This window comes from Nocardia sp. IBHARD005 (assembly GCF_052814245.1).
Genome location: NZ_CP199935.1, coordinates 742,851 through 764,055, shown reverse-complemented (window position 1 = coordinate 764,055; position 21,205 = coordinate 742,851). Strand labels below are relative to the sequence as shown.

Annotated in this window: 20 protein-coding genes; 8 read left to right on the top strand and 12 right to left on the bottom strand. The window is 67.4% G+C overall.

Translation table 11 applies throughout. From position 1 onward, the window contains the following. Window positions 1-75: 75 nt before the first annotated feature. Complete coding sequence (locus ACTWPB_RS03560) at window positions 76-354, top strand: helix-turn-helix transcriptional regulator (protein WP_446224299.1); 279 nt, start codon at window positions 76-78, stop codon at window positions 352-354. After that, window positions 351-884 carry a hypothetical protein gene (locus tag ACTWPB_RS03555; protein WP_446224298.1) on the top strand — a complete coding sequence of 178 codons (534 nt, stop codon included), beginning with the start codon at window positions 351-353 and terminating at the stop codon, window positions 882-884. The genes ACTWPB_RS03560 and ACTWPB_RS03555 overlap by 4 nt, the downstream gene beginning before the upstream one ends. 72 nt (window positions 885-956) lie before the next feature. On the opposite strand, the gene ACTWPB_RS03550 is transcribed toward ACTWPB_RS03555, so the two are convergent. The 4 genes from ACTWPB_RS03550 to ACTWPB_RS03535 are packed head-to-tail and all read right to left on the bottom strand — an operon-like array spanning window position 957 to window position 6,237. After that, the gene (locus ACTWPB_RS03550) at window positions 957-1,559 is read right to left on the bottom strand and encodes a GTP-binding protein (protein ID WP_174551063.1); all 603 of its coding nucleotides are present in this window, start codon (window positions 1,557-1,559) and stop codon (window positions 957-959) included. Further along, entirely contained in the window at window positions 1,540-1,914 is a 375-nt protein-coding gene (locus ACTWPB_RS03545; RefSeq protein ID WP_056818578.1) for a DUF742 domain-containing protein, read from the bottom strand. The genes ACTWPB_RS03550 and ACTWPB_RS03545 overlap by 20 nt, the downstream gene beginning before the upstream one ends. Window positions 1,915-1,921: 7 nt before the next feature. Further along, window positions 1,922-2,335, bottom strand: a complete 414-nt coding sequence (locus ACTWPB_RS03540) for a roadblock/LC7 domain-containing protein (protein ID WP_011207200.1) — start codon at window positions 2,333-2,335, stop codon at window positions 1,922-1,924. Next, complete coding sequence (locus ACTWPB_RS03535; RefSeq protein ID WP_446224297.1) at window positions 2,332-6,237, bottom strand: ATP-binding protein; 3,906 nt, start codon at window positions 6,235-6,237, stop codon at window positions 2,332-2,334. The genes ACTWPB_RS03540 and ACTWPB_RS03535 overlap by 4 nt, the downstream gene beginning before the upstream one ends. A gap of 319 nt (window positions 6,238-6,556) precedes the next feature. On the opposite strand from ACTWPB_RS03535, the gene ACTWPB_RS03530 reads away from it, so the two are divergent. The 3 genes from ACTWPB_RS03530 (at window position 6,557) to ACTWPB_RS03520 (ending at window position 10,825) form a co-directional block, all read left to right on the top strand. Beyond that, window positions 6,557-8,605: an AMP-binding protein gene (locus ACTWPB_RS03530; protein WP_446224296.1), complete on the top strand. Its 2,049-nt coding sequence runs from the start codon at window positions 6,557-6,559 to the stop codon at window positions 8,603-8,605. A gap of 157 nt (window positions 8,606-8,762) precedes the next feature. Beyond that, window positions 8,763-9,458: a response regulator transcription factor gene (locus tag ACTWPB_RS03525; protein ID WP_101464499.1), complete on the top strand. Its 696-nt coding sequence runs from the start codon at window positions 8,763-8,765 to the stop codon at window positions 9,456-9,458. Window positions 9,459-9,568: 110 nt separating this feature from the next. Then, window positions 9,569-10,825, top strand: a complete 1,257-nt coding sequence (locus ACTWPB_RS03520) for a sensor histidine kinase (RefSeq protein ID WP_446224295.1) — start codon at window positions 9,569-9,571, stop codon at window positions 10,823-10,825. A 55-nt stretch (window positions 10,826-10,880) separates the two neighbouring features. Here ACTWPB_RS03520 and ACTWPB_RS03515 read toward each other — a convergent pair whose 3' ends face one another. After that, a complete protein-coding gene (locus tag ACTWPB_RS03515; protein ID WP_446224294.1) occupies window positions 10,881-11,027 on the bottom strand; it encodes a hypothetical protein in 147 nt (48 codons plus the stop codon). Between the two features lie 104 nt (window positions 11,028-11,131). Beyond that, complete coding sequence (locus tag ACTWPB_RS03510) at window positions 11,132-11,788, bottom strand: hypothetical protein (RefSeq protein WP_446224293.1); 657 nt, start codon at window positions 11,786-11,788, stop codon at window positions 11,132-11,134. A 230-nt stretch (window positions 11,789-12,018) separates the two neighbouring features. On the opposite strand from ACTWPB_RS03510, the gene ACTWPB_RS03505 reads away from it, so the two are divergent. Both ACTWPB_RS03505 and ACTWPB_RS03500 read left to right on the top strand, forming a co-directional pair. Beyond that, window positions 12,019-13,188: a hypothetical protein gene (locus ACTWPB_RS03505; protein WP_446224292.1), complete on the top strand. Its 1,170-nt coding sequence runs from the start codon at window positions 12,019-12,021 to the stop codon at window positions 13,186-13,188. Between the two features lie 76 nt (window positions 13,189-13,264). Further along, on the top strand, window positions 13,265-13,846 hold the full coding sequence (locus tag ACTWPB_RS03500; RefSeq protein ID WP_446224291.1) for a Uma2 family endonuclease: 582 nt from the start codon (window positions 13,265-13,267) through the stop codon (window positions 13,844-13,846). A 51-nt stretch (window positions 13,847-13,897) separates the two neighbouring features. Here the strand turns inward: ACTWPB_RS03500 and ACTWPB_RS03495 are convergent, their stop codons facing one another. The 6 genes from ACTWPB_RS03495 to ACTWPB_RS03470 all read right to left on the bottom strand — a co-directional run bounded on the left by ACTWPB_RS03495 (window position 13,898) and on the right by ACTWPB_RS03470 (window position 19,717). Continuing rightward, window positions 13,898-14,524 (bottom strand): hypothetical protein, encoded by a 627-nt coding sequence (locus tag ACTWPB_RS03495; protein ID WP_446224290.1) that lies wholly within the window; start codon window positions 14,522-14,524, stop codon window positions 13,898-13,900. Window positions 14,525-14,745: 221 nt separating this feature from the next. Further along, the gene (locus ACTWPB_RS03490) at window positions 14,746-15,105 is read right to left on the bottom strand and encodes an FKBP-type peptidyl-prolyl cis-trans isomerase (RefSeq protein ID WP_446224289.1); all 360 of its coding nucleotides are present in this window, start codon (window positions 15,103-15,105) and stop codon (window positions 14,746-14,748) included. 64 nt (window positions 15,106-15,169) lie between these two features. Then, window positions 15,170-16,483, bottom strand: a complete 1,314-nt coding sequence (locus ACTWPB_RS03485; protein WP_446224288.1) for a citrate synthase — start codon at window positions 16,481-16,483, stop codon at window positions 15,170-15,172. Between the two features lie 258 nt (window positions 16,484-16,741). Further along, window positions 16,742-17,575 carry a hypothetical protein gene (locus ACTWPB_RS03480; RefSeq protein WP_446224287.1) on the bottom strand — a complete coding sequence of 278 codons (834 nt, stop codon included), beginning with the start codon at window positions 17,573-17,575 and terminating at the stop codon, window positions 16,742-16,744. 68 nt (window positions 17,576-17,643) lie between these two features. Continuing rightward, window positions 17,644-18,342 carry a pyridoxamine 5'-phosphate oxidase gene (pdxH, locus tag ACTWPB_RS03475; RefSeq protein ID WP_446224286.1) on the bottom strand — a complete coding sequence of 233 codons (699 nt, stop codon included), beginning with the start codon at window positions 18,340-18,342 and terminating at the stop codon, window positions 17,644-17,646. A 166-nt stretch (window positions 18,343-18,508) separates the two neighbouring features. Further along, entirely contained in the window at window positions 18,509-19,717 is a 1,209-nt protein-coding gene (locus tag ACTWPB_RS03470; RefSeq protein ID WP_446226223.1) for an RNA-guided endonuclease InsQ/TnpB family protein, read from the bottom strand. Between the two features lie 121 nt (window positions 19,718-19,838). Between ACTWPB_RS03470 and ACTWPB_RS03465 the strand changes: the two genes are divergently transcribed. Continuing rightward, a complete protein-coding gene (locus ACTWPB_RS03465) occupies window positions 19,839-20,963 on the top strand; it encodes a citrate synthase 2 (protein WP_446224285.1) in 1,125 nt (374 codons plus the stop codon). The last annotated feature ends 242 nt before the right edge of the window (window positions 20,964-21,205 follow it).

Genomic DNA, 21,205 nt, shown 5'->3' with positions numbered 1-21,205 from the left:
GGGGTCGATCACGGAATCGCGGCGACCCGTTGGAACACCTTGACTTTCTGTTGTGTTTTTACAACAATCTGTTAGGTGAGCCCAGTCAGAAGAGGGGAAACCCTGCCGATCTTCAATCGCATCGCTGTCTTGCGCGCGGAGCATCGGATGAGCCGGGCGGCGCTTGCCGAGGCCGTCGATGTCAACGTCCAGACGATCGGCGCGCTCGAGCGTGGCGATCACTATCCGAGCCTCGATCTGGCGCTGCGCATCTGCGATGTGTTCGCGCTGCCGGTCGAAGTCGTGTTCTCCCGCAAGGAATTCGGGCCGTTGTCGGCCGAGCTCTACCCACGTATGAAAGGCGAAATGCCATGACCAGCACGCTCATCGACCGCTACCAGAACTATCGTGTCCGGCGCTGGCTCGTGCAGGAGCAACGCACAGCGGGGATGCTGACAAGCTGGCGACCGCGGCGCAGGCGGCGGATTCTCGTGGTCGTCGTGACCATCGGGCTGCTCGGGATCGCACTCGCGGGCGTGATGCGCGCGCTCGACCTGTTCGGGGCACCGGGGGTCGTGCTCGTCTCGGCGCTGTTGTTCCTGCCGAGCTGGACGATGCTGCGGATCGCATCAGGTGGCCAGGACCACGCACCCGACCAGATGCTCGACGAACTGGAGATCACCGAACGTAACAAGGCGCGCTCGGCCGGGCTCGCGCTCACGCAGTCGCTGACCATGCCGCCACTGGCGTACCTGATCTTCGGCAGCGCGATCTCGCCGCAAGCCGATGCCTATCGCATCGCCTACGCGGGCGGACTGATGATGCTGGCCACGATCATGGCCGGTGGCTGTGCACCGGCGATGATCCTGGGCTGGACCAGGCCCGATCCCGAACCCGAGTCCTGAAATGCGCACGACCCGAACGAGGGCGGGGCTGCGGCCTTCATCGCGGCAGCCCCGTCCGTCGTGCGAAACAGCTCAGTAACCCTGCATGACCTTGCGCAGTGCGTACTCGGTCAAGGCGACCAGGGCCTGCTTGGCCGGTTCCCGGCGACGGGCGTCGATCGACATGATCGGCACGTCGGCGGGAACCGCCAGGGCCTGGCGGATGTCCTCGAGCGGGTACTTCGGTGCGTCGTCGAACTCGTTGAGCGCCACCAGGAACGGCAGCCCGCGGGCCTCGAAGTAATCGACAGCGGCGAAGCTGTCTTCGAGCCTGCGGGTGTCGACCAGCACCACGGCGCCGATGGCGCCGCGGATCAGGTCGTCCCACATGAACCAGAACCGGTACTGGCCCGGCGTACCGAACAAGTACAGAACCAGGTCGTCGGCGAGACTGATGCGGCCGAAGTCCATCGCCACCGTGGTGGTCGATTTCTGCGGAATACCGGTCAGGTTGTCGATTCCGGTACTGGCGTTGGTGACCAACGCCTCGGTGCGCAGCGGAACGATCTCCGACACCGCGCCGACCATCGTGGTCTTACCCACACCGAAGCCACCGGCGACCACGATCTTCGCCGAAGTCGGCTTGGCCGTGCGGGTGTCGACCTGCGCCGTCGAATCAAATACGCCGGAGTCCACTGAGAACCCTTTCGATCAGCTCGCGACGTTCATCGTCGCTGGAATCGTCTTTCAATGTTGCCGAAACCCGGACGTGACCGGCCTCGATCAGATCGGCTACGAGTACCCGGGCCACCCCGATCGGGATGTACAGCTGGGCAGCTATCTCGGCAACGGACGGCGATTGCCTGCACAACTCCACGATGGACGTTTCGAGGTTGTTCAGTTCGTACTGCCGCTCCATGGCGACCGGATGCGATGCGACGAGTGCCTCCAGCGCCAACTCGACCGCCGGCCTGGTACGGCCGGCAGTCAAGGAGTACGGGCGGACGAGACTGGGCTCGGCGCTCCCCATGCGGTGATCGTCTATGTCCATCCCACCATCAGGAACCCATCGTGACGCGCGGCGTGGCCTGGACCGTCTGGCCGACGCGCTCGACCAGAAGTGCCATTTCGTAGCCGACCTGACCGATGTCACACGAGGTGTTGGTCAGGACTGCTAGATACGAGCCGTCGCCGACTGCCATGAGCAGCAGGTAACCGTGCTCCATCTCGACGACGGACTGGAGTACCGTACCGCCTTCGAACAGATTCGACACGCCGACGGAAAGGCTCGCCAGTCCGGCGGTCACCGCGGAGAGCTGCTCTGCGCGGTCGACCGGGAGCTGAGCGCTCGCGGCCATCAACAGTCCGTCAGCCGAGACCAGGACGGCATGGGCTACGCCAGGAACCTCGTTGGCGAAGTTCGAAACCAGCCAATCCAGCTGACGGTTCGTACCACCTAGATCGGGGTTCATCGGTCTCCTTTATCTCCGGTTAGGTTCATTGCCTTCATTGCGCGGCCATCCCGGACACCCTGCTGGTGACGACTCAGGCTGTTCCGGATCGTGGCGGGATCGCGTTGCTGCGGGGTGCGATCGGCGGTGCCGCTCACACCACCCGGGACAAGCCTTCCGCCCGGACTGCGCTGAGGCAAGCCGGCGGCGGTACGCACCTCGGACTGGGCTTCGCTGGCCGCGCGTGCGGCCTGCCAACCCTCGTCACCCGGTGATTCGAAGGCGGCAGCCATCTGGTTCCGGTCGGAATTCTCGTCCGTGAGCCACGCCGACATCATCTCGGCGAAGATCGGCGTTCCGCCCATCACGGAATCACCTTCCGGTGCCGGCTGCAACCTGGTCTGGAAGAACGACGCAGCCTTGACTGGATTGGACCGGAAGCTGTGCCGACCCGGATCACGCCCTGCCGACGCAGCGTTATCCGGCCCCGCAGGGTCCCGATCCCGTTGCGGCAGAGCCACTCCTGGCCCAGCGTTCGCCTGCGGGACAACACTAGCCCCGGGATCGCGCTGCGGCAGCCCATTCGGCGCAGCCGCACGGTGGGGCAGGCCGTTGGGCGCGTCTGGCTGCGGTTGACCCGCGGCCGGGGCGCGCTGCGGCAGACCGTTGCCGGCCGGATTCTGCTGCGGCGCAGGGGTTGCGCGCTGCGGCAGGCCGTTGGCCGGGCGGGTGGGCTGGGCCCGCTGCGGGAGGCCGCCGGCCGGATCACGTTGCGGCAGACCACCGGTCTGCTCACGCTGCGCAAGGCCGTTCGACGGATCACGCTGCGGGAGGCCGCCGGTCTGCTCACGCTGCGGCAGGCCGTTCGACGGATCACGCGGCGGGAGGCCGCCGGTCTGCTCACGCTGCGGCAGGCCAGTGGCCGGGTCGCGTTGGGGCAACCCGCCGGTCTGGTCACGCTGCGGGAGTCCGCCGGCCGGATCACGCTGCGGCAGACCACCACTGATCGGATCGAGCCTTGGCAAGCCGCCGGACTGATCCCGATGCGGCAGACGCGGCGCGGGATCGCGCTGCGGCAGGCCGCCGGAGGGATTGCCTCGCGGTGGGAGTCCGGTCGAGGGATCACGCTGCACCGGCGCGGAATCACGCTGCGGCGCGGAATCACGCTGCGGCGCGGCGCTTCCCTGACCACGCTGCGGCAAACCGGTCGACTGCGCCGGATCACGCTGCGCGTTCGCGGCGTCACGCTGCGGCAGACCCGTTGCCGGATCACGCTGCGGCAGACCCGTTGCCGGATCACGCTGGGGCAGACCACCGGTCTGCTCACGCTGGGGCAGACCACCGGTCTGCTCACGCTGCGGCAGCCGCTGCGACAGATCACGCTGCGGCAGGCCGACCGAAGGATCACGCTGCGGGGCACCGTTGGCACCCGGCGAACGCTGCGGCAGACCACCGGGGGTGCTCCCCCGCTGCGTCTGTGCCGAATCGCGCTGGGGCGGTGCCGAATCGCGCTGGGGCGGTGCCGAGTCACGCGGCGGCTGCGCAGGCGGCTGCGCGGAATCCCGCGACGGCGCACCGTTGGCACCCGGCTGACGCTGCGGCAGCCCACCACCGGCCTGCGGCGGTCCACCGGGCTGCTGCTCACCCGGACCCTGCTGACCCGGTCCGGCGGGCGGACGCGGTCCACCCGGTGCCAGATTGCGCTTGGGCAGGTTGGCCGCGGCGAGCTTGCCACGCTGAGGCACGTTCGTCTGTCCGGGCGCGGGCGGACGCAGCGACGGCGACGACTGCTCGGTCGCGTCCTGGGCCATGCCCGAAGCCATCGAGTTACCCGGCGAACGCTGCGGCAACCCACCGCCGGCACCCGCCGGGGCCGGCCCGCTGACGCCGGGATCCACGGTGATCATCACGTTGCCGCCCGGAGTGCGGGTGATCGCGCGGGTCTGCATGGTGCTCGTCGGCTGCTGCGGGTTCTGCTGCTGCGGCGGTGTCTGCGGACTCGGCTGTTGTTTCTGCAACTGCTGCGGCGGGATCACGGTGCCGCCCGCACCCGAGACGATCAGGCCGACCGGCACGTGCACGGTGACGGTGACGCCGGGGTCGCGGGCGGTATCGAAGGTCGGGCGCAGCCGCACGGTGAGACCGTGGCGCTCGGCGAGTCGGCCGACCACGAACAGACCCATGTGGCGGGCGGTGTCGGGGCCGGGCTCGGCGGTCTGCTCGAGCCGGTGGTTGATTTCCGACATCTCCGCGGGCGGCATACCGATGCCGCGGTCGGCGACCTCGATCAGCAGACCCTGGTCGTGCGCCTGGGCGAAGGTGAACTTGACGTCGGTCTCCGGCGGGGAGGCCCGCAGCGCGTTGTCGAGCAGCTCGGCGAACAGGTGCGCCATATCGGAGGCGGCCGGTTCGACCAGCGAGCCGCGCGGCGTGGCGCCGAGCTTGACCCGTTCGTAGTCCTCGACCTCGGAGATCGCGGCACGAAGCACGTCGGCGATCTCGACCGGGGCGGATTTGGTGCGGCGCTGCTTGGTGCCCGCGAGAATCAGCAGGTTGTCACCGTTGCGGCGCATGCGCGCGGCGAGGTGGTCGAGCCGGAAGAGGTTCTCGAGCAGGCGCGGGTCCTTCTCGTCGTACTCCATCGCCTCGATGAGGGTGAGCTGATGGTCGACGAGCGACTTGGACCGGCGGGCCAGCGTCTCGAACATATCGTTGACCTGCGACCGCATCTGCGCCTGGTCGCTGGCCAGGCGTAGCGCCTGACCGTGGATATCGTCGACGGCGCGGGCGAGCTGGCCGATCTCCTCGTCGGAGCGCACCGGCATCGGCTCGAGCGGCACGTCCTCGGGCGCGGCACCGTTGCGGAGCTGGGCCACCTCGTGCGGCAGATCGGACTCGGCGACGCGCAGCGCGGCCAGGCGAAGGCGGTGCAGCGGCACGATCATCGAGCGGGCGACGAACACGGCGAGCAGGAGCGCGGCAAGGATCGTCGCGATGACGACAGCGGTATAGGTCCAGGCACCGGTGGCGGACGCATCGGTGAGCTCGTCCATCGAGACCTCGATGGCCTTGGTGGCCTCGTTCACGACGCCTTCGTAGGCCTGCAAACTCGAGTAGAGCGAGGTACGCAAGTCGCCGACGGGCAGCTTGCCCGCGGCCACCTCGGGACCGCTGACCAGGTTCGCCCGGATATCGGCCTGAGCCTTGAGGTCGGCGATCACCCGATCGCCGTCGGGGAAGCGGTTGGCCAGCACGTCGAGCAGATGGCGCTCGGTCGCGACACCGGTGAGGAAGGTCTGCGCCCCGGTTTCCTGCCCACGCAGCATCCCGGCCAGACCGGCGAGCTCATCGACGAGCACCGAACGCGTGTTGAGCGAGTCGACCAGACGCAGCTTGGCCGTGTCCATCACCGGATCGCTCACCTGAGCGATGGTGGTTTCCACGATGCTGACGCTGTCCTTGGTCATCTGCTCGACCGAGGACAGCACCGGCTCGGCGGACGACGACAGCGCCTTACCCTGCGCGCGCACGTTCTTGGCCTGCTTGACCATCCGCTCGAGCGCGCCATGCGCAGCAGGCAGCTCGGTCAGCCGGCCGAGGGAGGTCTCGGCCGCGGCGACCGCGGCGTCGAGATCGGTGAGGTCTTTGTCGGTGACCAGGGTGACCCCCGGACCGGCAGGCACCAGCTGGCTGCCGGCCACCTTCGCCGTGCCGGCACTCAGCGCGGTGACCGTCGGAATCGTGTCTACCTGCTCGTTGATACTGGAGAGCCGGTTGGCCTCCGAGAACTCGGAGGTAATTCTCGACACGCCGAGCCCGACCGCGACCGCGAGTGGCACGGCAAGGACGGCCGTAACCTTCCAACGCAGGTCCCAGTTGCCGAGCGCCCAGCGTTTGCTGCCGGACCTAGCGGCGTCACGCATCTCCCACTCACTTTCCAAACTGGCCTCGTACCGTGCGCCTGAGGCGAACCTCCACAGGCGCGATGGTGGCTCGCCAGTGGCTGCTGGCCGAGAACTACGGCTGGCCGAGAAATTGCGTCTACGACTGCCCGAATAAGTGACATCGGATTCTAACGGATCAATAACTTCTTGGCTGACTCCCGGTCGAGGTCCGCTCCATGACCAGCCTGTTGTAGGCAAAACCAAAGGTCGCGGCACCCCATCGGGTGTCGCGTGAAGTCTGCCACAATCATCTGGATCTATCGAGCGGGCATCGAAGCGAGGCTAGGGAGTCACGGGGTTGGACACCGAACACGAGTACCGGCCGGTCTATCAGACCAGCCTGGTCGACCCAGCCGACTTCTGGTCCGCCGCAGCTCAGAGCATCGAGTGGGATGTCGAACCGCAGCAGATCGTGGATGCCGCCGACAAGCGGTCGGCCAGGTGGTTCCCCGATGGCCGCCTCAATACCTGTGTGAATGCTCTCGATCGCCACGTCCGGGCCGGCACTGTCGAGCAGGGTGGACACGCCGATCGACCGGCCCTCATATATGTCTCGGCTATGACGGACACCACCACGATTCACACCTACGCGGAATTGCTCGGCACAGTGGCCGAGTTCGCCGGTGCTCTGCGCGATCTCGGTGTGGTGGCCGGTGATCGAGTGGTGATCTATCTGCCGATGATCCCCGAAGCGGTGATCGCGATGCTGGCGTGTGCCCGCATCGGCGCGGTGCACTCGGTGGTGTTCGGCGGGTTCGCCGCGCCCGAACTGGCCGCCCGCATCGACGACGCCGAGCCGGTCCTGATCGTCACCGCCTCGGGCGGGCTCGAACCCAACCGCCGCATCGAGTACCCGCCGATCGTGATGGCCGCGCTCGATCTCGCCGAGACCGCGTCGGTGCGCACGGTGATCGTCAAGCAGCGCCCCGAGTTCACCACGATCGAGTTCCCCGCTGCCCTGCCCGCCACCGACGTGCTGCCGTCCTCGGAGCAGACCGTCGCCGCCCGCTGGGTCGATTGGGACGCCTGCGTCGACGGCGCGGCGCCCGCCGATCCGGTCTCGGTGGCCGCCACCGATCCGCTCTACATCCTCTACACCTCCGGCACCACCGGAAGACCGAAGGGCGTGGTGCGCGACAACGGCGGACACGCGGTGGCGCTGGCCTGGTCGATGCGCAATATCTACGACGTCGGCCCTGGTCAGGTGTTCTGGGCCGCCTCCGATGTGGGCTGGGTCGTCGGCCACTCCTACATCGTGTACGCGCCCTTGCTGGTCGGTGCGACGACGGTGCTCTACGAGGGCAAACCCGTCGGCACCCCCGACGCGGGCGCGTACTGGCGGATCGTCGACGAGCACGACGTGCGGGTGCTGTTCACCGCCCCGACCGCGTTGCGCGCGATCCGCCGCGCCGACCCCGACGCCACCGCGGCCCACCGCCACGACCTGTCCCGGCTGCGCGCGCTGTTCTGCGCGGGCGAGCGCCTCGATCCGGCCACCTTCGAGTGGGCGACGAGCACCCTGCTCGCCGACCATCCCGGCACTCCCGTGGTCGATCACTGGTGGCAGACCGAGACCGGCTGGCCGATCTGCGCCGACCCGCTCGGCCTGCAGGAACTGCCCGTCAAGTCCGGTTCGGCGAGTGTGCCGGTGCCCGGCTACCGGCTGCGCGTACTCGACGCGAACGGCAACGCGGTGCCCACCGGAACCGAGGGCAACATCGTCATCGGGCTGCCGCTGCCCCCCGGCTGCCTGACCGGGTTGTGGCGCGACCGGGAACGTTTCATCCGCTCGTACCTGTCGGCCTTCCCCGGCCACTACCTCACCGGCGACTCCGGCTACTTCGACGAGGACGGCTACCTGTTCGTCCTCGGCCGCAGCGACGACGTGATCAACATCGCCGGGCACCGCCTGTCGGCGGGCAGCATCGAGGCCGCGATCGCCGGGCACGAGGCCGTCGCCGAATGCGCCGTGATCGGCATGCCCGACGAGCTCAAGGGCAGCCTCCCGCTGGCGTACGTGGTGCTCAAGCAGGGTGTCGAGATCGACCAGCAGCAGCTGCGCGCCGAACTCGACGACCGGGTGCGCACCCAGATCGGCGCGATCGCCACCCTGCACGACTCGATCATCGTCACCGGCCTGCCCAAGACCCGCTCCGGCAAGATCCTGCGCAAGACGATCCGCCAGCTCACCGCCGGTGAACACGTCGAACCCCCCGCCACCATCGAGGATCCCCACGTCCTGACGGCTCTCGCCGACCGCATCCTCGCCAACCCACCGCTCGGCAACATCACCACGGCCGCCGCCAGCCCCGAACAGGACAACGACCCGGTCTCCCCCACACCGTGAACATCCGAGGTCTTTACAGCCCCGCAGGGGCGTCTCGGCCGCCTCGATCTGGACTGACCAGAGGGTGCGACGAAGGAGTGCCCGCCGGGAGGGAAGATCGAGGCCGCCAGGCCGAGACCACGCGGCGCCCGCGCCGCCAGAAATATAAGCTCACCCTGTGACTTCCTCTACGGTGCTTGTCGTCGACGACGACGAGGACGTTCTCGCCTCGGTCGAACGGGGCCTGCGACTGTCCGGGTTCCGGGTACTCGTCGCGCGCGACGGTGGTGCCGCGCTGCGGGCCGTCGCCGAACAGGCACCCGACGCGGTGGTCCTCGACATGAACATGCCGGTCCTCGACGGTGCGGGCGTGGTCACGGCCTTGCGTGCGATGGGCAACGACGTGCCCATCTGCGTGCTCAGTGCCCGCGCCTCGGTGGACGACCGGATCGCGGGCCTCGAGTCGGGCGCCGACGACTATCTGGTGAAGCCGTTCGAGCTGGCCGAACTGGTGGCCAGGATCAAGGCCCTGCTGCGCCGTCGCACCGATACACCCGAGCCGGTGGCGCCCGGCGCGCTGACCGTCGGTCCGCTGCTGGTCGATGTCGCGGGTTATCGCGCGCTCCTGCACGGACGCGAAATCGAGCTCACCAAAAGGGAATTCGAATTGCTGTCCACACTTGCCCGGAATGCCGGTGTGGTATTGACACGCGAACGGCTGCTGGAATTGGTGTGGGGTTACGATTTCATAGCCGATACGAATGTGGTGGATGTGTTCGTCGGATATCTGCGCAGGAAACTCGAAATAGATGACACGCCAAGGATTTTGCATACGATTCGCGGGGTGGGTTTCGTACTCCGGGAATCGAAATGATCTCCGAACCCTCGCTGAAACATCGTCGCAGACAATCATTTTCGCTCCGGACAAGAGTCGCGGGAGCGGCTGCGGCAGGTGCCGTCATCATCGTCACGATCGCCGCTTTCGTGGGTTTTCAGGCAATCGAACGCAATAATGTCACCCAAACCGATCAGCAACTGGAAATCGCCTCGCGCATCGTGCTGATCGAGCCGGTACTGGCAACCGGTTTCGTGAACCTGACCGGCTTGCAGAACACCATGGCGCTCACGGTGCGCGACGACGGCCAGGTGACCGCGTCGAGCTCGACCCAACTGCCGGACCTGCCGCCCGGCTCGCAGACCGTCGAGCTGAACGACCAGCCCTACCGGGTACTCACCACCACCGAGAACCAGCCGGCGGGCCGCACCGTCTCGCTGGCGATTCCGACCACCGAGGCGAGCAAGGCGACCGACGACCAGCAGCGCTGGGTACTCGCGGGCGCGGCGATCGCGGTGGCGGCCGCGGCCGCGCTCGGCTGGTTGCTCGCCGGGCGTGCGGTCGGCCCGATCGTGAAGCTGACCAGGCAGGTATCGGCCCGCAGCGCCGTCGGCGAGCCGGACGAGCCCGCGCAACCGGTCGACGGTTCCGGTGTCGACGAGGCGGTGAAGCTGGCCGACGCGGTGAACACCATGCTGGCCCGCGTTGACCAAGCCCAGGCCGAGACCGCCGCCGCCCTGGAGACCGCCCGCGATTTCGCCGCCGTCTCCGCCCACGAACTGCGCACCCCGCTCACCGCGATCCGCACCGACCTCGAGGTCCTGCGCACCCTCGACCTCACCGACGAACAGCGCCACGAGATCCTCGCCGACCTCGCCCGCAACGAGACCAGGGTGGAAACCACCCTGTCCGCGCTGGAACGGCTCGCCCGCGGCGATCTCACCGCCGAAACCGACCACGTCCCCACCGATGTCGCCGACCTGTGCGATCAGGCCGCCCACGACGCCATGCGCCACAACCCCGGTCTGTCGGTGCGCATCGACACCGACGCCGAACTGGTGACCCGCGGCCTGCCCGCAGGCCTGCGCCTGGCGGTCGACAACGCACTCACCAATTCGGTCAAGCACGGCGGCGCCACCGCAGCCGTCGTCTCGGCGCACCGCACGCCGCACGGCCGGATCGTCATCGCCGTCGACGACAACGGCACCGGCGTCGTGCCCGGCGAACGCGAGGCGGTCTTCGCGCGGTTCGCCCGTGGCACCAACGCCATCAAGGGCGGTTCGGGCCTCGGCCTCGCGCTGGTGGCCCAGCAGGCCCAGCTGCACGGTGGGCTGGCGTACTTCGAGGACAGCCCGCTCGGCGGCGCCCGCCTCGTCATCGACCTGCCCGCCCGACCGGCCAGGTAGCCAACGCGAAAGCCCCGCACTCACGGTGATCGTGGGTGCGGGGCTGAGCTCGCTACTACTTGTCGCTGTTTGAGGCGTTCTTCACTCTGCCCGCCGCGCGATCGGCTGCGTCCTTCACGTTGGCCGCTGCCTTCTTCGCTTCCGCCTCGATCTTTTCGGCCTCAGCCTTGGCCTTGGCCTTGACATCGTCGGTGTCGGACATCGAACCTCCACTCTCGTGAGTTCCGCGCCTGACCGGCACGGGGTGAAGACACTCGCGAGACTACCGCAGAACACACCTTCAGCGACGGAGCAAGAGGTCGCGAATCAGGGCAGGACCTGCGGGATGACGTCAGGGGCGACGGCACCGACGACGGCACCGATGATCGCGCCGTAGACCGCCCCGGTGATAGCTCCGATGGCAGCGCAGGCGATGTACCCGACGATGAAGGCGGCCAGGGTCGGCAGACAGACGACAAGGTTGATCAGCACGCTGATACCCGCGCCGGCGGCGGCACCGTTCTGGATCGGGTCATGGTTGGCCGCGTTGGGGTTGGTGGCGATGTTCTTCAGCTCGGTCGCGCTGTCGTTGGAGTACACCGGGGCCAGCTGAATGCTCTTGGCGTCCTCGGAGACCACAGCGGCGATGGAAATGATGTTGCCGCCAACGGTGTTCAACGACAGCGGGAACTCGCTGACGGTCGCACCAGAAGCCGAGATCACGCTCGCCTTCGTGGCGTCGGGCGCGATGACGAAGGTGCCGTCTTCCACCGAGGCGCTGATCTGGCGCAGGTCGGGCGAGACGGTCGTACGGAAGCCGACGCCGTTCTCGACGCCAGCGCTCGACAGCCCAGCGGCGATCTTGCCCTGGTCGGTCGCCACGTCAGCGGCGGCAATGCCCGAGGAGACCAGGCTCGTGGCCACAGCCAGCGGCAACGCGACAGCGGCAACGCGGCGCAGAGCAGTACTTGTGCGGTTCAACATGTGATGTTCCCTCCCGAAACCACCGAGAAAATCACCGGACCCCCCGGTCGAATCGAATTACGATTGACGCCGAATTTGTACCAGCTCAGCACGATTCGGTCAAAACGCCTGGGGCAGAGTGAACTTCGACACACGCGACGTGGGCCTACCAGGGGGCCGCGCGGCATCCTCAATGAACTCTCAGAGCCCTCCCAACCATCCCGACCAACTCCCCCGCTAGCGTCGCCGTCGTGATCGTTACTCGTGCTCGCGTCGCCTCGCTGGTCGCCGCCGTTGTCGTTGCCGGAGCTGTGGGAGCCGGGGTCAGCGCTTGTTCGTCATCGGCGGATTCGCCGACCGGGTTCGCCCTGGTCAACGCCGATACCGGACCGACGGGCGAACGCGTGGCCAAGGCCGTGCAAGACGCGGGCGGCTACGAATGGACCGTCGCGAAGCCCGGCGAGATCAACGCGACCGACTACGCCGCCGTGATCACTCTGCCCGCCGACCTCACCGCGTCGATGGCCACCCTCGCCACCCCGGAACCCAAGCGCGCCAAGGTCACCGTCACCACCCACGACCGCGCCGACCCGAACACGGTGAACGGCGCGGTCGATGTGGTGACCCATCGGATCGGCGCGTCCGGCGTCGACGCCGCCCTGGCCGCGGTCTCGCAGGCACGAAACCAGATGACCTCCGTGCAGTTCACCGCCCAGCTGCTCAGCGCGGGCGTGAACGCCGCCGCCGACGGCGCGAACCAGTTCAGCGGTGGCGCCGACCAGCTGCTCGGCTTCCTCGACTACGCGAAAGAGGGTGCGGGCCAGCTCACTTCGGCCATCGAGCTGCTCAACCAAACCGTCGACGGCGCCGCGAAGCAGGCCAGCCAGCTCGCCGATGCCCTCGGCGCTACCGGGGTCACCATCGCCGGCGTCCAAACCAGCGCTGCCGCCATGGGCTCTGGCCTGGACCAGATCCTGCCGCTGCTGCGGTCCCTCCCCTTCGCCGGCGACCCCCAACTCGCCGACATCATCACCAAACTCGAAGCGCTACGGGGAGTTTCGAACCAGGCAGGCACCCAGCTCGCCGGACTCAGCGAATTGACCGGCGCCGCAGTCGATCCCAATACCGACCTCGGTACCCTCCTGCGCACCGTCGTAGCCCGCCTCAACAGCGCCCGCGACCAGCTCACCCAGGGCGCCGAACTCACCAAAGGCCTGCCCACCCTCGCCGAACAGGGCGGCGCCCAACTGGTTTCGGCCATCGAACAGCTCACCGGCGGCGTCGGCGCCCTGCAGAACATCGTCGGCAATCTCAACAACCAGACCACCAAGGCCCTCGACGCCCTCCCCCCACGCGGCCAGTCCCAGCAATCCGCCCTCGCCCTGGCCCTGACCGACCCCGTCGAGGTCGTCCGGGAGTGAAAGTCCCACCACCGACCGGTACCGAGGTCGTCCACGAATAGTGTCGGGGTGCCGACCTGGTCGGTAAACTCGGCCCATGACGATCCAGGCCGTGGACTCGCTACCGCATCAGATGACAGAAGAGCAGTACCGTCAGCTCCCAGAGAACATCTCCCGGGAGATCGAGGTGGTGCACGGGCACGTCATCCTCTGCGAATCGCCGGCGCCTGAGCACAACCGCATCGCCCGCCGGCTGGCCGGCGCGATGGAGGACCTGCCGAGCACCGAACCGTGCATCCGCGCCGAGACCGACATCGACGTGGTGCTCTGGCGGGTTCCGAAGTTCACCTTCCGGCGACCCGATGTCACCGTGTACCGATGCCTGGACCAGCCGGGCGACAAGCCGGAGGCGGGCGACGCGCTGATCGTGGTCGAGGTGTCCTCGCCGTCGACCGCCGCCGAGGACTTGCTCGACAAGAAGGCGCAATACGCGCGAGTCGGCATCCCGCTCTACCTCGTCATCATGCTCGACACGAAATTCGGGATCGCCGAGGTGCTCGAGTTCCGGCTCGACGCACACGCACGCGAGTATCGGCTGCACCAGATTCACCGAGACGGGCTGCTCCGACTCGAGCATGTAGTCGTCGGCGATATCGCGTTCGCGGACCTCACCCGCTGAAACGAAACGACCCAGTCGGTGGATCCGACCGGGCCGCAACATTTTTCACGATCAGGGCAGAACCTGCGGGATGATATCCGGCGCGACCACCCCGACCAACGCGCCGATCAACGCGCCGACCAACGCGTTCGGCAGACCCACCAGGCCGACGCACGGCAGGTAGAGGATCATCGTGGTGATCATCGGGATGCACACGACGGCGGCGGCGATCACGCCGATGCCTGCGCCGATGGCGGCGGCGTTCTGGACCGGGTCGGGGAATTGCGCGGTGGGCGAGGTCGCGATGCTCTTCAGTTCGGTGCTCGCCGCGGCGGTGGGCTGCGGTGTCACCGTCATACTTCGCCCGTCGGCCGAGATCTCGGTTGCCAGGGCAATCACATTGCCGCTGACCGTGGTGAACGAGGTGGGGACCTCCCCGATCGGATCGCCGGTCGCCGACTCGACGATCACCCGGTCCAGATCGGGCGCGAGCACGAACCGGCCCTCGTCCACCGACGCGGACACGGTGCGCAGGTCCGGTGCGACCACGGTGCGGTAGCCCTCACCCGTGCTCGCCAACCCAGCCGCGTACTGCGTCTGCTGATCGACCTCCGCCGACGAAACGCCGGCCAGGCTCACCGCCACCGCGACGGGCAGCGCTACCGCCAGCGCACGGCGAACAACCTTGTGTTGGAACATGATCGAGAATCTCCCTCCCGAAACTCCCGAAGAACCCGGCCCCGGGCGAATCGAACAAGTCACTGTCATGGACAACGCATCGAAAACGAATCACGCGGGAGCCATCGGGGCTCCGTCATACGCGGGGCACATTACCCGGCCGGCCGAGGCCCCGGCGCCCTTACCCCTGAAACAGCAACGGCCCGTGTCCCCCTGAGGAGACACGGGCCGGGAAGCTGGGATCAGTTCGCGTTGAGCAGGTCGATCACGAAGACCAGGGTCTTGCCGGAGAGCGCGTGGCCCCCACCGGCGGAGCCGTAGGCGAGCTCCGGCGGGATGACCAGCTGGCGACGGCCGCCCACCTTCATGCCGGGGATGCCGTCCTGCCAGCCCTGGATCAGGCCACGCAGCGGGAAGGTGATGGATTCGCCGCGGTCCCAGGAGGAGTCGAACTGCTCACCGTTGTCGAACTCGACGCCGACGTAGTGCACCTCGACGGTGCCACCGGGCACCGCTTCCTTGCCTTCGCCCTCGATGAGGTCGGTAATGACGAGCTCGGTGGGCGCGGGGCCCTCCTGGAATTCGATCTCCGGCTTGGTCATGCGGGCTATCCCCTTCGATAGATTGCGTTACCCAACAAAAGTGTCCACCAGCAGCTGGTTGAAACTAGCGGCTGCCGATTTCGTAGTAGTCACGCTCACCGTAGCCGGTGTAGATCTGGCGCGGGCGGCCGATCTTGAGCGGCTCGGAGTGCATCTCACGCCAGTGCGCGATCCAGCCGGGCAGCCGGCCCATCGCGAACAGCACGGTGAACATGCGGGTCGGGAAGCCCATGGCCCGGTAGATGACGCCGGTGTAGAAGTCGACGTTCGGGTACAGGCGACGCGACACGAAGTAGTCGTCGGTGAGGGCGGCCTCTTCGAGCTGCTTGGCGATATCGAGCAGCTGGTCGTCGCCACCGATCTTCGACAGGATCTTGTCGGCGGCCTGCTTGACCAGCGTCGCGCGCGGGTCGTAGTTGCGGTAGACGCGGTGCCCGAAGCCCATGAGCTTCACGCCGTCTTCCTTGTTCTTGACCTTGCGGATGAATTCCTTGACGTCGCCGCCGTTGGCCTTGATCTCGTCGAGCATCTCGAGCACGGCCTGGTTGGCGCCGCCGTGCAGCGGGCCCCACAGCGCGTTGATGCCACCGGACACCGAGGTGAACAGGTTGGCGTCCGACGAGCCGACGAGGCGCACGGTCGAGGTGGAGCAGTTCTGCTCGTGGTCGGCATGCAGGATCAGCAGCATGTCGAGCGCGGCGGCGACCTCGGGGTCGACCTCGTAGGGCTCGGCCGGGAAACCGAAGGTCATCCGCAGGAAGTTCTCGACCAGCGACAGCGAGTTGTCGGGGTAGAGGAACGGCTGACCGACCGACTTCTTGTACGAGTAGGCCGCGATGGTCGGCAGCTTCGCCAGCAGGCGGATGGTCGACAGCTCGACCTGCTCGGGATCGCGCGGGTCGAGGGAGTCCTGGTAGTACGCCGACAGCGCGTTCACCGCGGACGACAGCACCGGCATGGGGTGCGCGTTGCGCGGGAAGCCGTCGAAGAACCGCTTCAGGTCCTCGTGCAGCAGGGTGTGGCGGCGGATACGATCGGTGAAATCGTCGAGCTGGGCCTGGGTCGGCAGCTCACCGTAGATGAGCAGGTAGCTGACCTCGATGAAGGTCGAGCGGCCCGCCAGCTGGTCGATCGGGTAACCGCGGTAGCGCAGAATGCCCGCTTCACCGTCGATATAGGTGATGGCCGACTTGGTCGACGCGGTGTTCATGAAACCGGGGTCGTAGGTGACGTAACCGGTGCTGGCCAGCAGCTTGCCCAAGTCGAGCCCGTCGTTACCCTCCCCGGCCTTGGTGACCGAGATCGGGAACTCGCCACCGGGGTACTGGAGTACCGCCTTGGCGTCTTCGGTGACGTTGGTGATGTTCTCAGCGGGCACGGAAGGATCCCTCTCAGGCTAGAACCGTAGGCACCGATGCGGTCGGCACAGGTGCGCTTGCGCTAACGCTAGCTGTTGTTCGGTCAGGACAAGCAATCAGGGTTGTCCTGTCTGGTTCTCACACCGACCGCGTGCGGCGGTGAGGTCGATGCGAGGCCGGGGACCTGCGCCGATCCCCTTTTTCGCACCCTCGCGCCGGGGATGCCGAACAGTTGCGCGGTGCGCGGATTCGATACCCGAATCCGATTGCCACACAAGTTAATTCGCCAGCACGGCGGAGTGAGCGCGAGCGACTCGGTAGCGCACGAAGGCGGGGAAGGCCAGCGCGGCGAGCGCCACCGCGATCACCACCAGTACGCCGCCACCGGCAGCAGCTACAGCAGTACCCATGCTCGCCGCGGCGAAACCGTGGGCAACGTCACCGATCCGCGGCCCACCTGCGACGACCACGATGAACACGCCCTGCAAACGCCCGCGCATCTCGTCGGTGGACACAGTGAGCAACATCGCCGTGCGCAACGCCGCCGAGACCATGTCGACCGCGCCGCCGAGCGCCAGGAACACCACCGCGATCCACAGCCACACACCCAGTCCGAACACGTGCCCGGCCAACCCCACCGCGAGCCCGAACCCGACCATCGCCACACCCCACAGCGCGATGCACACGATCACCGCCAGCCCCTGCCTGCGCACCCGCGGTATCCACCCGGAGAACACCCCACCCAGGACAGACCCCGCCGCGATGGCCGCGAACAGCAGACCGAGCGCCACGCCACCCTCGGCCGGATCGTGAAAGGTCTCGTGCGCGATCTGCGGGAACAGCGCGCGCGGCATGCCGAACACCATGGCGATGAGGTCGACAACGTCCATCACGTCGGCGAGCGCGCCACCCCATAGCCCGAACACCACCAGCGGAACCAGGCCGAACAAACCGGCCAGGCCGACGTAGCCGGAACTGCCGGTGATCTGGAAGATCTGCTGCGGTACCGCGACCACCGAGAGCTGCGCGCCGATGACGGTGACGATATTGGTCGTCCACAGCCTGCGATAGTCGCGATTACGCAGGGGTTCGGTGTCGGCGAGCAGCTTCACTCAGCGCAGATTAGCCACTTCCCGGCAGTCATCCCATGTTTGCGCGCGGTGACATAGCCCACCACTCGTTACGGCTGCAAACGTTCGACCGTGGTGTTCTGCCCGTCGATCCGCACGACGATCCGGTTGTGCAGCCTGCCCCGCCTGCCCTGCCAGAACTCCACCTCGTCGGGACGCAGCAGATAACCGCCCCAGAACGGGGGCACGGGGATGTCGTCGACCTCGGCGAATCGCGCTGTCACCTCGGCCAGCGCGCGATCCAGGTCAGCGCGCGATGCCACCGGTCGCGACTGGTGCGACGCCCACGCGCCCAACCGCGAATCCCGCGGTCGCTCGGCCCAGTAGGCCGCGGTGGTCCCGGCGGGCACGCGCTCGGTCACCCCGCGCACATGCACCTGCCTGGCCAACGCGGGCCAGACGAAGCTCGCCGCCGCGTACGGGTCGGCGGCGAGCTGGGCGCCCTTCGCCGAGTCGTAGTTCGTATAGAAAATGACGCCCTCGGGTGCGAGGCCCTTGCACAGCACCGTCCGTGCCACCGGGCGCGGTACCGGACCGGCGAGTGAGACCGTCGCGAGCACCATCGCGTTCGGCTCGGCGACGCCCAGGGCCCGCGCCTCGTCGATCCAGTGGCGCAGCAACGGTTCCCAGCCATCGGCGACCCAGGCCGGATCCAGGTCCGCGTCGGCGGCGGGGACCGTCAGCGAGTCGCCGTAATCGACGCGCATCGTCGCCAGGTCGGCCACCGGCCGGACACGGGGGTCATCCATGCGATCGACGGTACTGCAGGCGCCCGGCCGCCCGGCTCGAGGTGTGCAGGGGCGGGGGTGCCGCGGGACCCGCACGGGTCTATCGTTCAGAAGGATCGGCATGCCCCCGGTGGATGCTACTGCTGTTTTTGGGGGCAAGGAGAGTCACCTTTGACATCCTCCCGACCTAAGGGGCCGGGATTCCAACCCTCGCAGGTTGAGCTTTCTGCTTCACCGACGACTGCCCGCCCGGAGTGCTCCGTTGAGGTCTTACACCGTCTCCACAGACAGAAACCGCCAGCCCGGCGGCCACAAGATTCTTGGCTGCGTTCACGTCCCTGTCATGAGTCGAGCCACACGTGCACGTCCATTCCCGCACAGACAACGGCATCCGGTTGTGCAGGGCGCCGCATTCCGAGCAGAGTTTGGACGAGGGAAACCACCGATCGACCGCGATCACCTCGCGCCCGTACCATGCGGCCTTGTATTCCAGCATCGACCGGAACTGCGACCAACTCGCATCCGAGATCGCCCGCGCGAGAGAGTGGTTGCGCACCATGTTGCGCACGGTCAGGTCCTCGATCACGAGCGTTTGGTTCTCACGCACCAATCGAGTGCTCACCTTGTGCCAATAGTCTCTGCGCCGGTCGGCGATACGAGCGTGGACACGAGCGAGTTTCGTTCGTGCCTTGGCCCGGTTGTTGGACCCTATCTGTTTGCGGGACAGGTCGCGTTGAGCTTTCGCCAGCCGTGCCCGGTCTTTGCGTTCGTGGCGCGGGTTGGTGATCTTCTCGCCCGTCGACAGGGTGAGAAGATGACTCAGCCCGGCGTCGATCCCTACCGCCGTATCCAGGGCGGGCAGTGCTCGCACGGCCGGGTCGTCGCACAGCAGCGACACGAACCAGCGTCCGGCGGCGTCCTTGGACACGGTGACAGTGGACGGTTGCGCGCCTTCGGGAAGTGGACGCGACCAGACGATGTCGAGCGGGTCACTCATCTTCGCGAGGGTGAGCTTGCCCTCGCGCCACCGGAACCCCGAGCGCGTGTACTCGGCCGACGCCTTGGACTTCTTCCGGGACTTGAACCGAGGGTAGCGAGCGCGCTTGTCCCAGAACGCCACGAACGCGGTCTGCAAGTGCCGCAAACCCTGCTGCAACGGCACCGACGACACCTCCGACAGGAACGCCAACTCTTGGCTGCGTTTCCATTCGGTCAGCATCGCCGAGGTCGTGTTGTAGTTGACCCGCTCGCCTGCCTGCCACGCGGCAGTGCGGGCATCCAACGCGAGGTTGTACACCTTGCGGACGCATCCGAACGTCCGCTCGAGCTCGCCAGCCTGAGCATGGTTCGGATAGAAGCGGTACTTGAATGCCCGCTTCGGCAGCGTTGCCACAATTCACACGTTAACACCTTTGTTTGTAAGCAACCGAAAGGAGGAGTAGCGCTGGGCACGTCGCGCATTGAGTCGACGCGCCTCCCGGCCATGAATGACCGGGTTTCCGCGCTACGTAAAACAGATGACCACCAGCGCGGTACCAGAGGATTTCGTCAGCGGATTGGAAGGCGTCGTGGCCTTCACCACCGACATCGCCGAGCCGGACAAGGACGGTGGCGCCCTGCGATATCGCGGCGTCGACATCCAGGATCTGGTCACCGACCAGGTGACTTTCGGCGACGTGTGGGCCCTGCTTGTCGACGGTGAGTTCGGTCGCGGCCTGCCGCCCGCCGAGCCTTTCCCGCTGCCGGTGCACACCGGCGATGTGCGCGTCGACGTGCAGGCGGGCCTGGCCATGCTTGCCCCGATCTGGGGCTACGAGCCGCTGCTCGATATCGACGACGAGACCGCCCGCGAGAACCTCGCCCGCGCCTCGGTGATGGCGCTGTCGTATGTGGCGCAGTCCGCGCGCGGCATCTATCAGCCCGCCGTTCCACAGCGCCAGATCGACGAGTGCGACACCGTCACCGAGCGGTTCATGACCCGCTGGAAGGGCGACCCGGACCCGCGCCACACCGAGGCGATCGACGCCTACTGGGTGTCGGCGGCCGAGCACGGCATGAACGCCTCCACCTTCACCGCCCGCGTGATCGCCTCCACCGGCGCCGACGTCGCGGCGTCGCTGTCCGGCGCGATCGGCGCCATGTCCGGCCCGCTGCACGGCGGCGCCCCGGCTCGCGTGCTGCCGATGATCGAGGCCGTCGAACAGTCCGGTGACGCGCGTGCGCTGGTCAAGGGCATCCTGGACCGCAAAGAGAAGCTCATGGGCTTCGGCCACCGCGTGTACCGCGCCGAAGACCCGCGCGCCCGCGTGCTCCGCGCCACCGCCAAGCGGCTCGACGCCCCGCGCTTCGAGGTGGCCGCCGCGCTGGAGCAGGCCGCGCTGGCCGAGCTGCGTGAGCGTCGCCCGGACCGCGCCATCGAGACCAACGTCGAATTCTGGGCCGCGGTCATCCTCGACTTCGCCGAGGTCCCGGCCCACATGATGCCCGCGATGTTCACCTGCGGCCGGACCGCCGGTTGGTGTGCCCACATCCTCGAGCAGAAGCAGCTGGGCAAGCTCGTCCGCCCCGCCGCCATCTACACCGGCCCCGGCCCGCGCACCCCGGACCAGGTTCCGGGCTGGTCCACCATCTCCCAGCACTGAGTCATCGGACCGGGCGCCGCGAGATCGACGCCCGGTTCATCGTCAGCTATTTCCGGTGTCTAACGACTCACCTGTGAGAACGCGTTCGACGAGCACCGGGATCGGTTCGGCGATAACATCCCAGCGAACACGTTCGTCAGGGGTGGATTGTGCACATCAATGGTTTGTCGCGACGTCGACTGTTCGGCGCCTGCGCTGTTCTCACCGCCGGATTAGCCACAGGATGCGCTGCCGCACAAGGT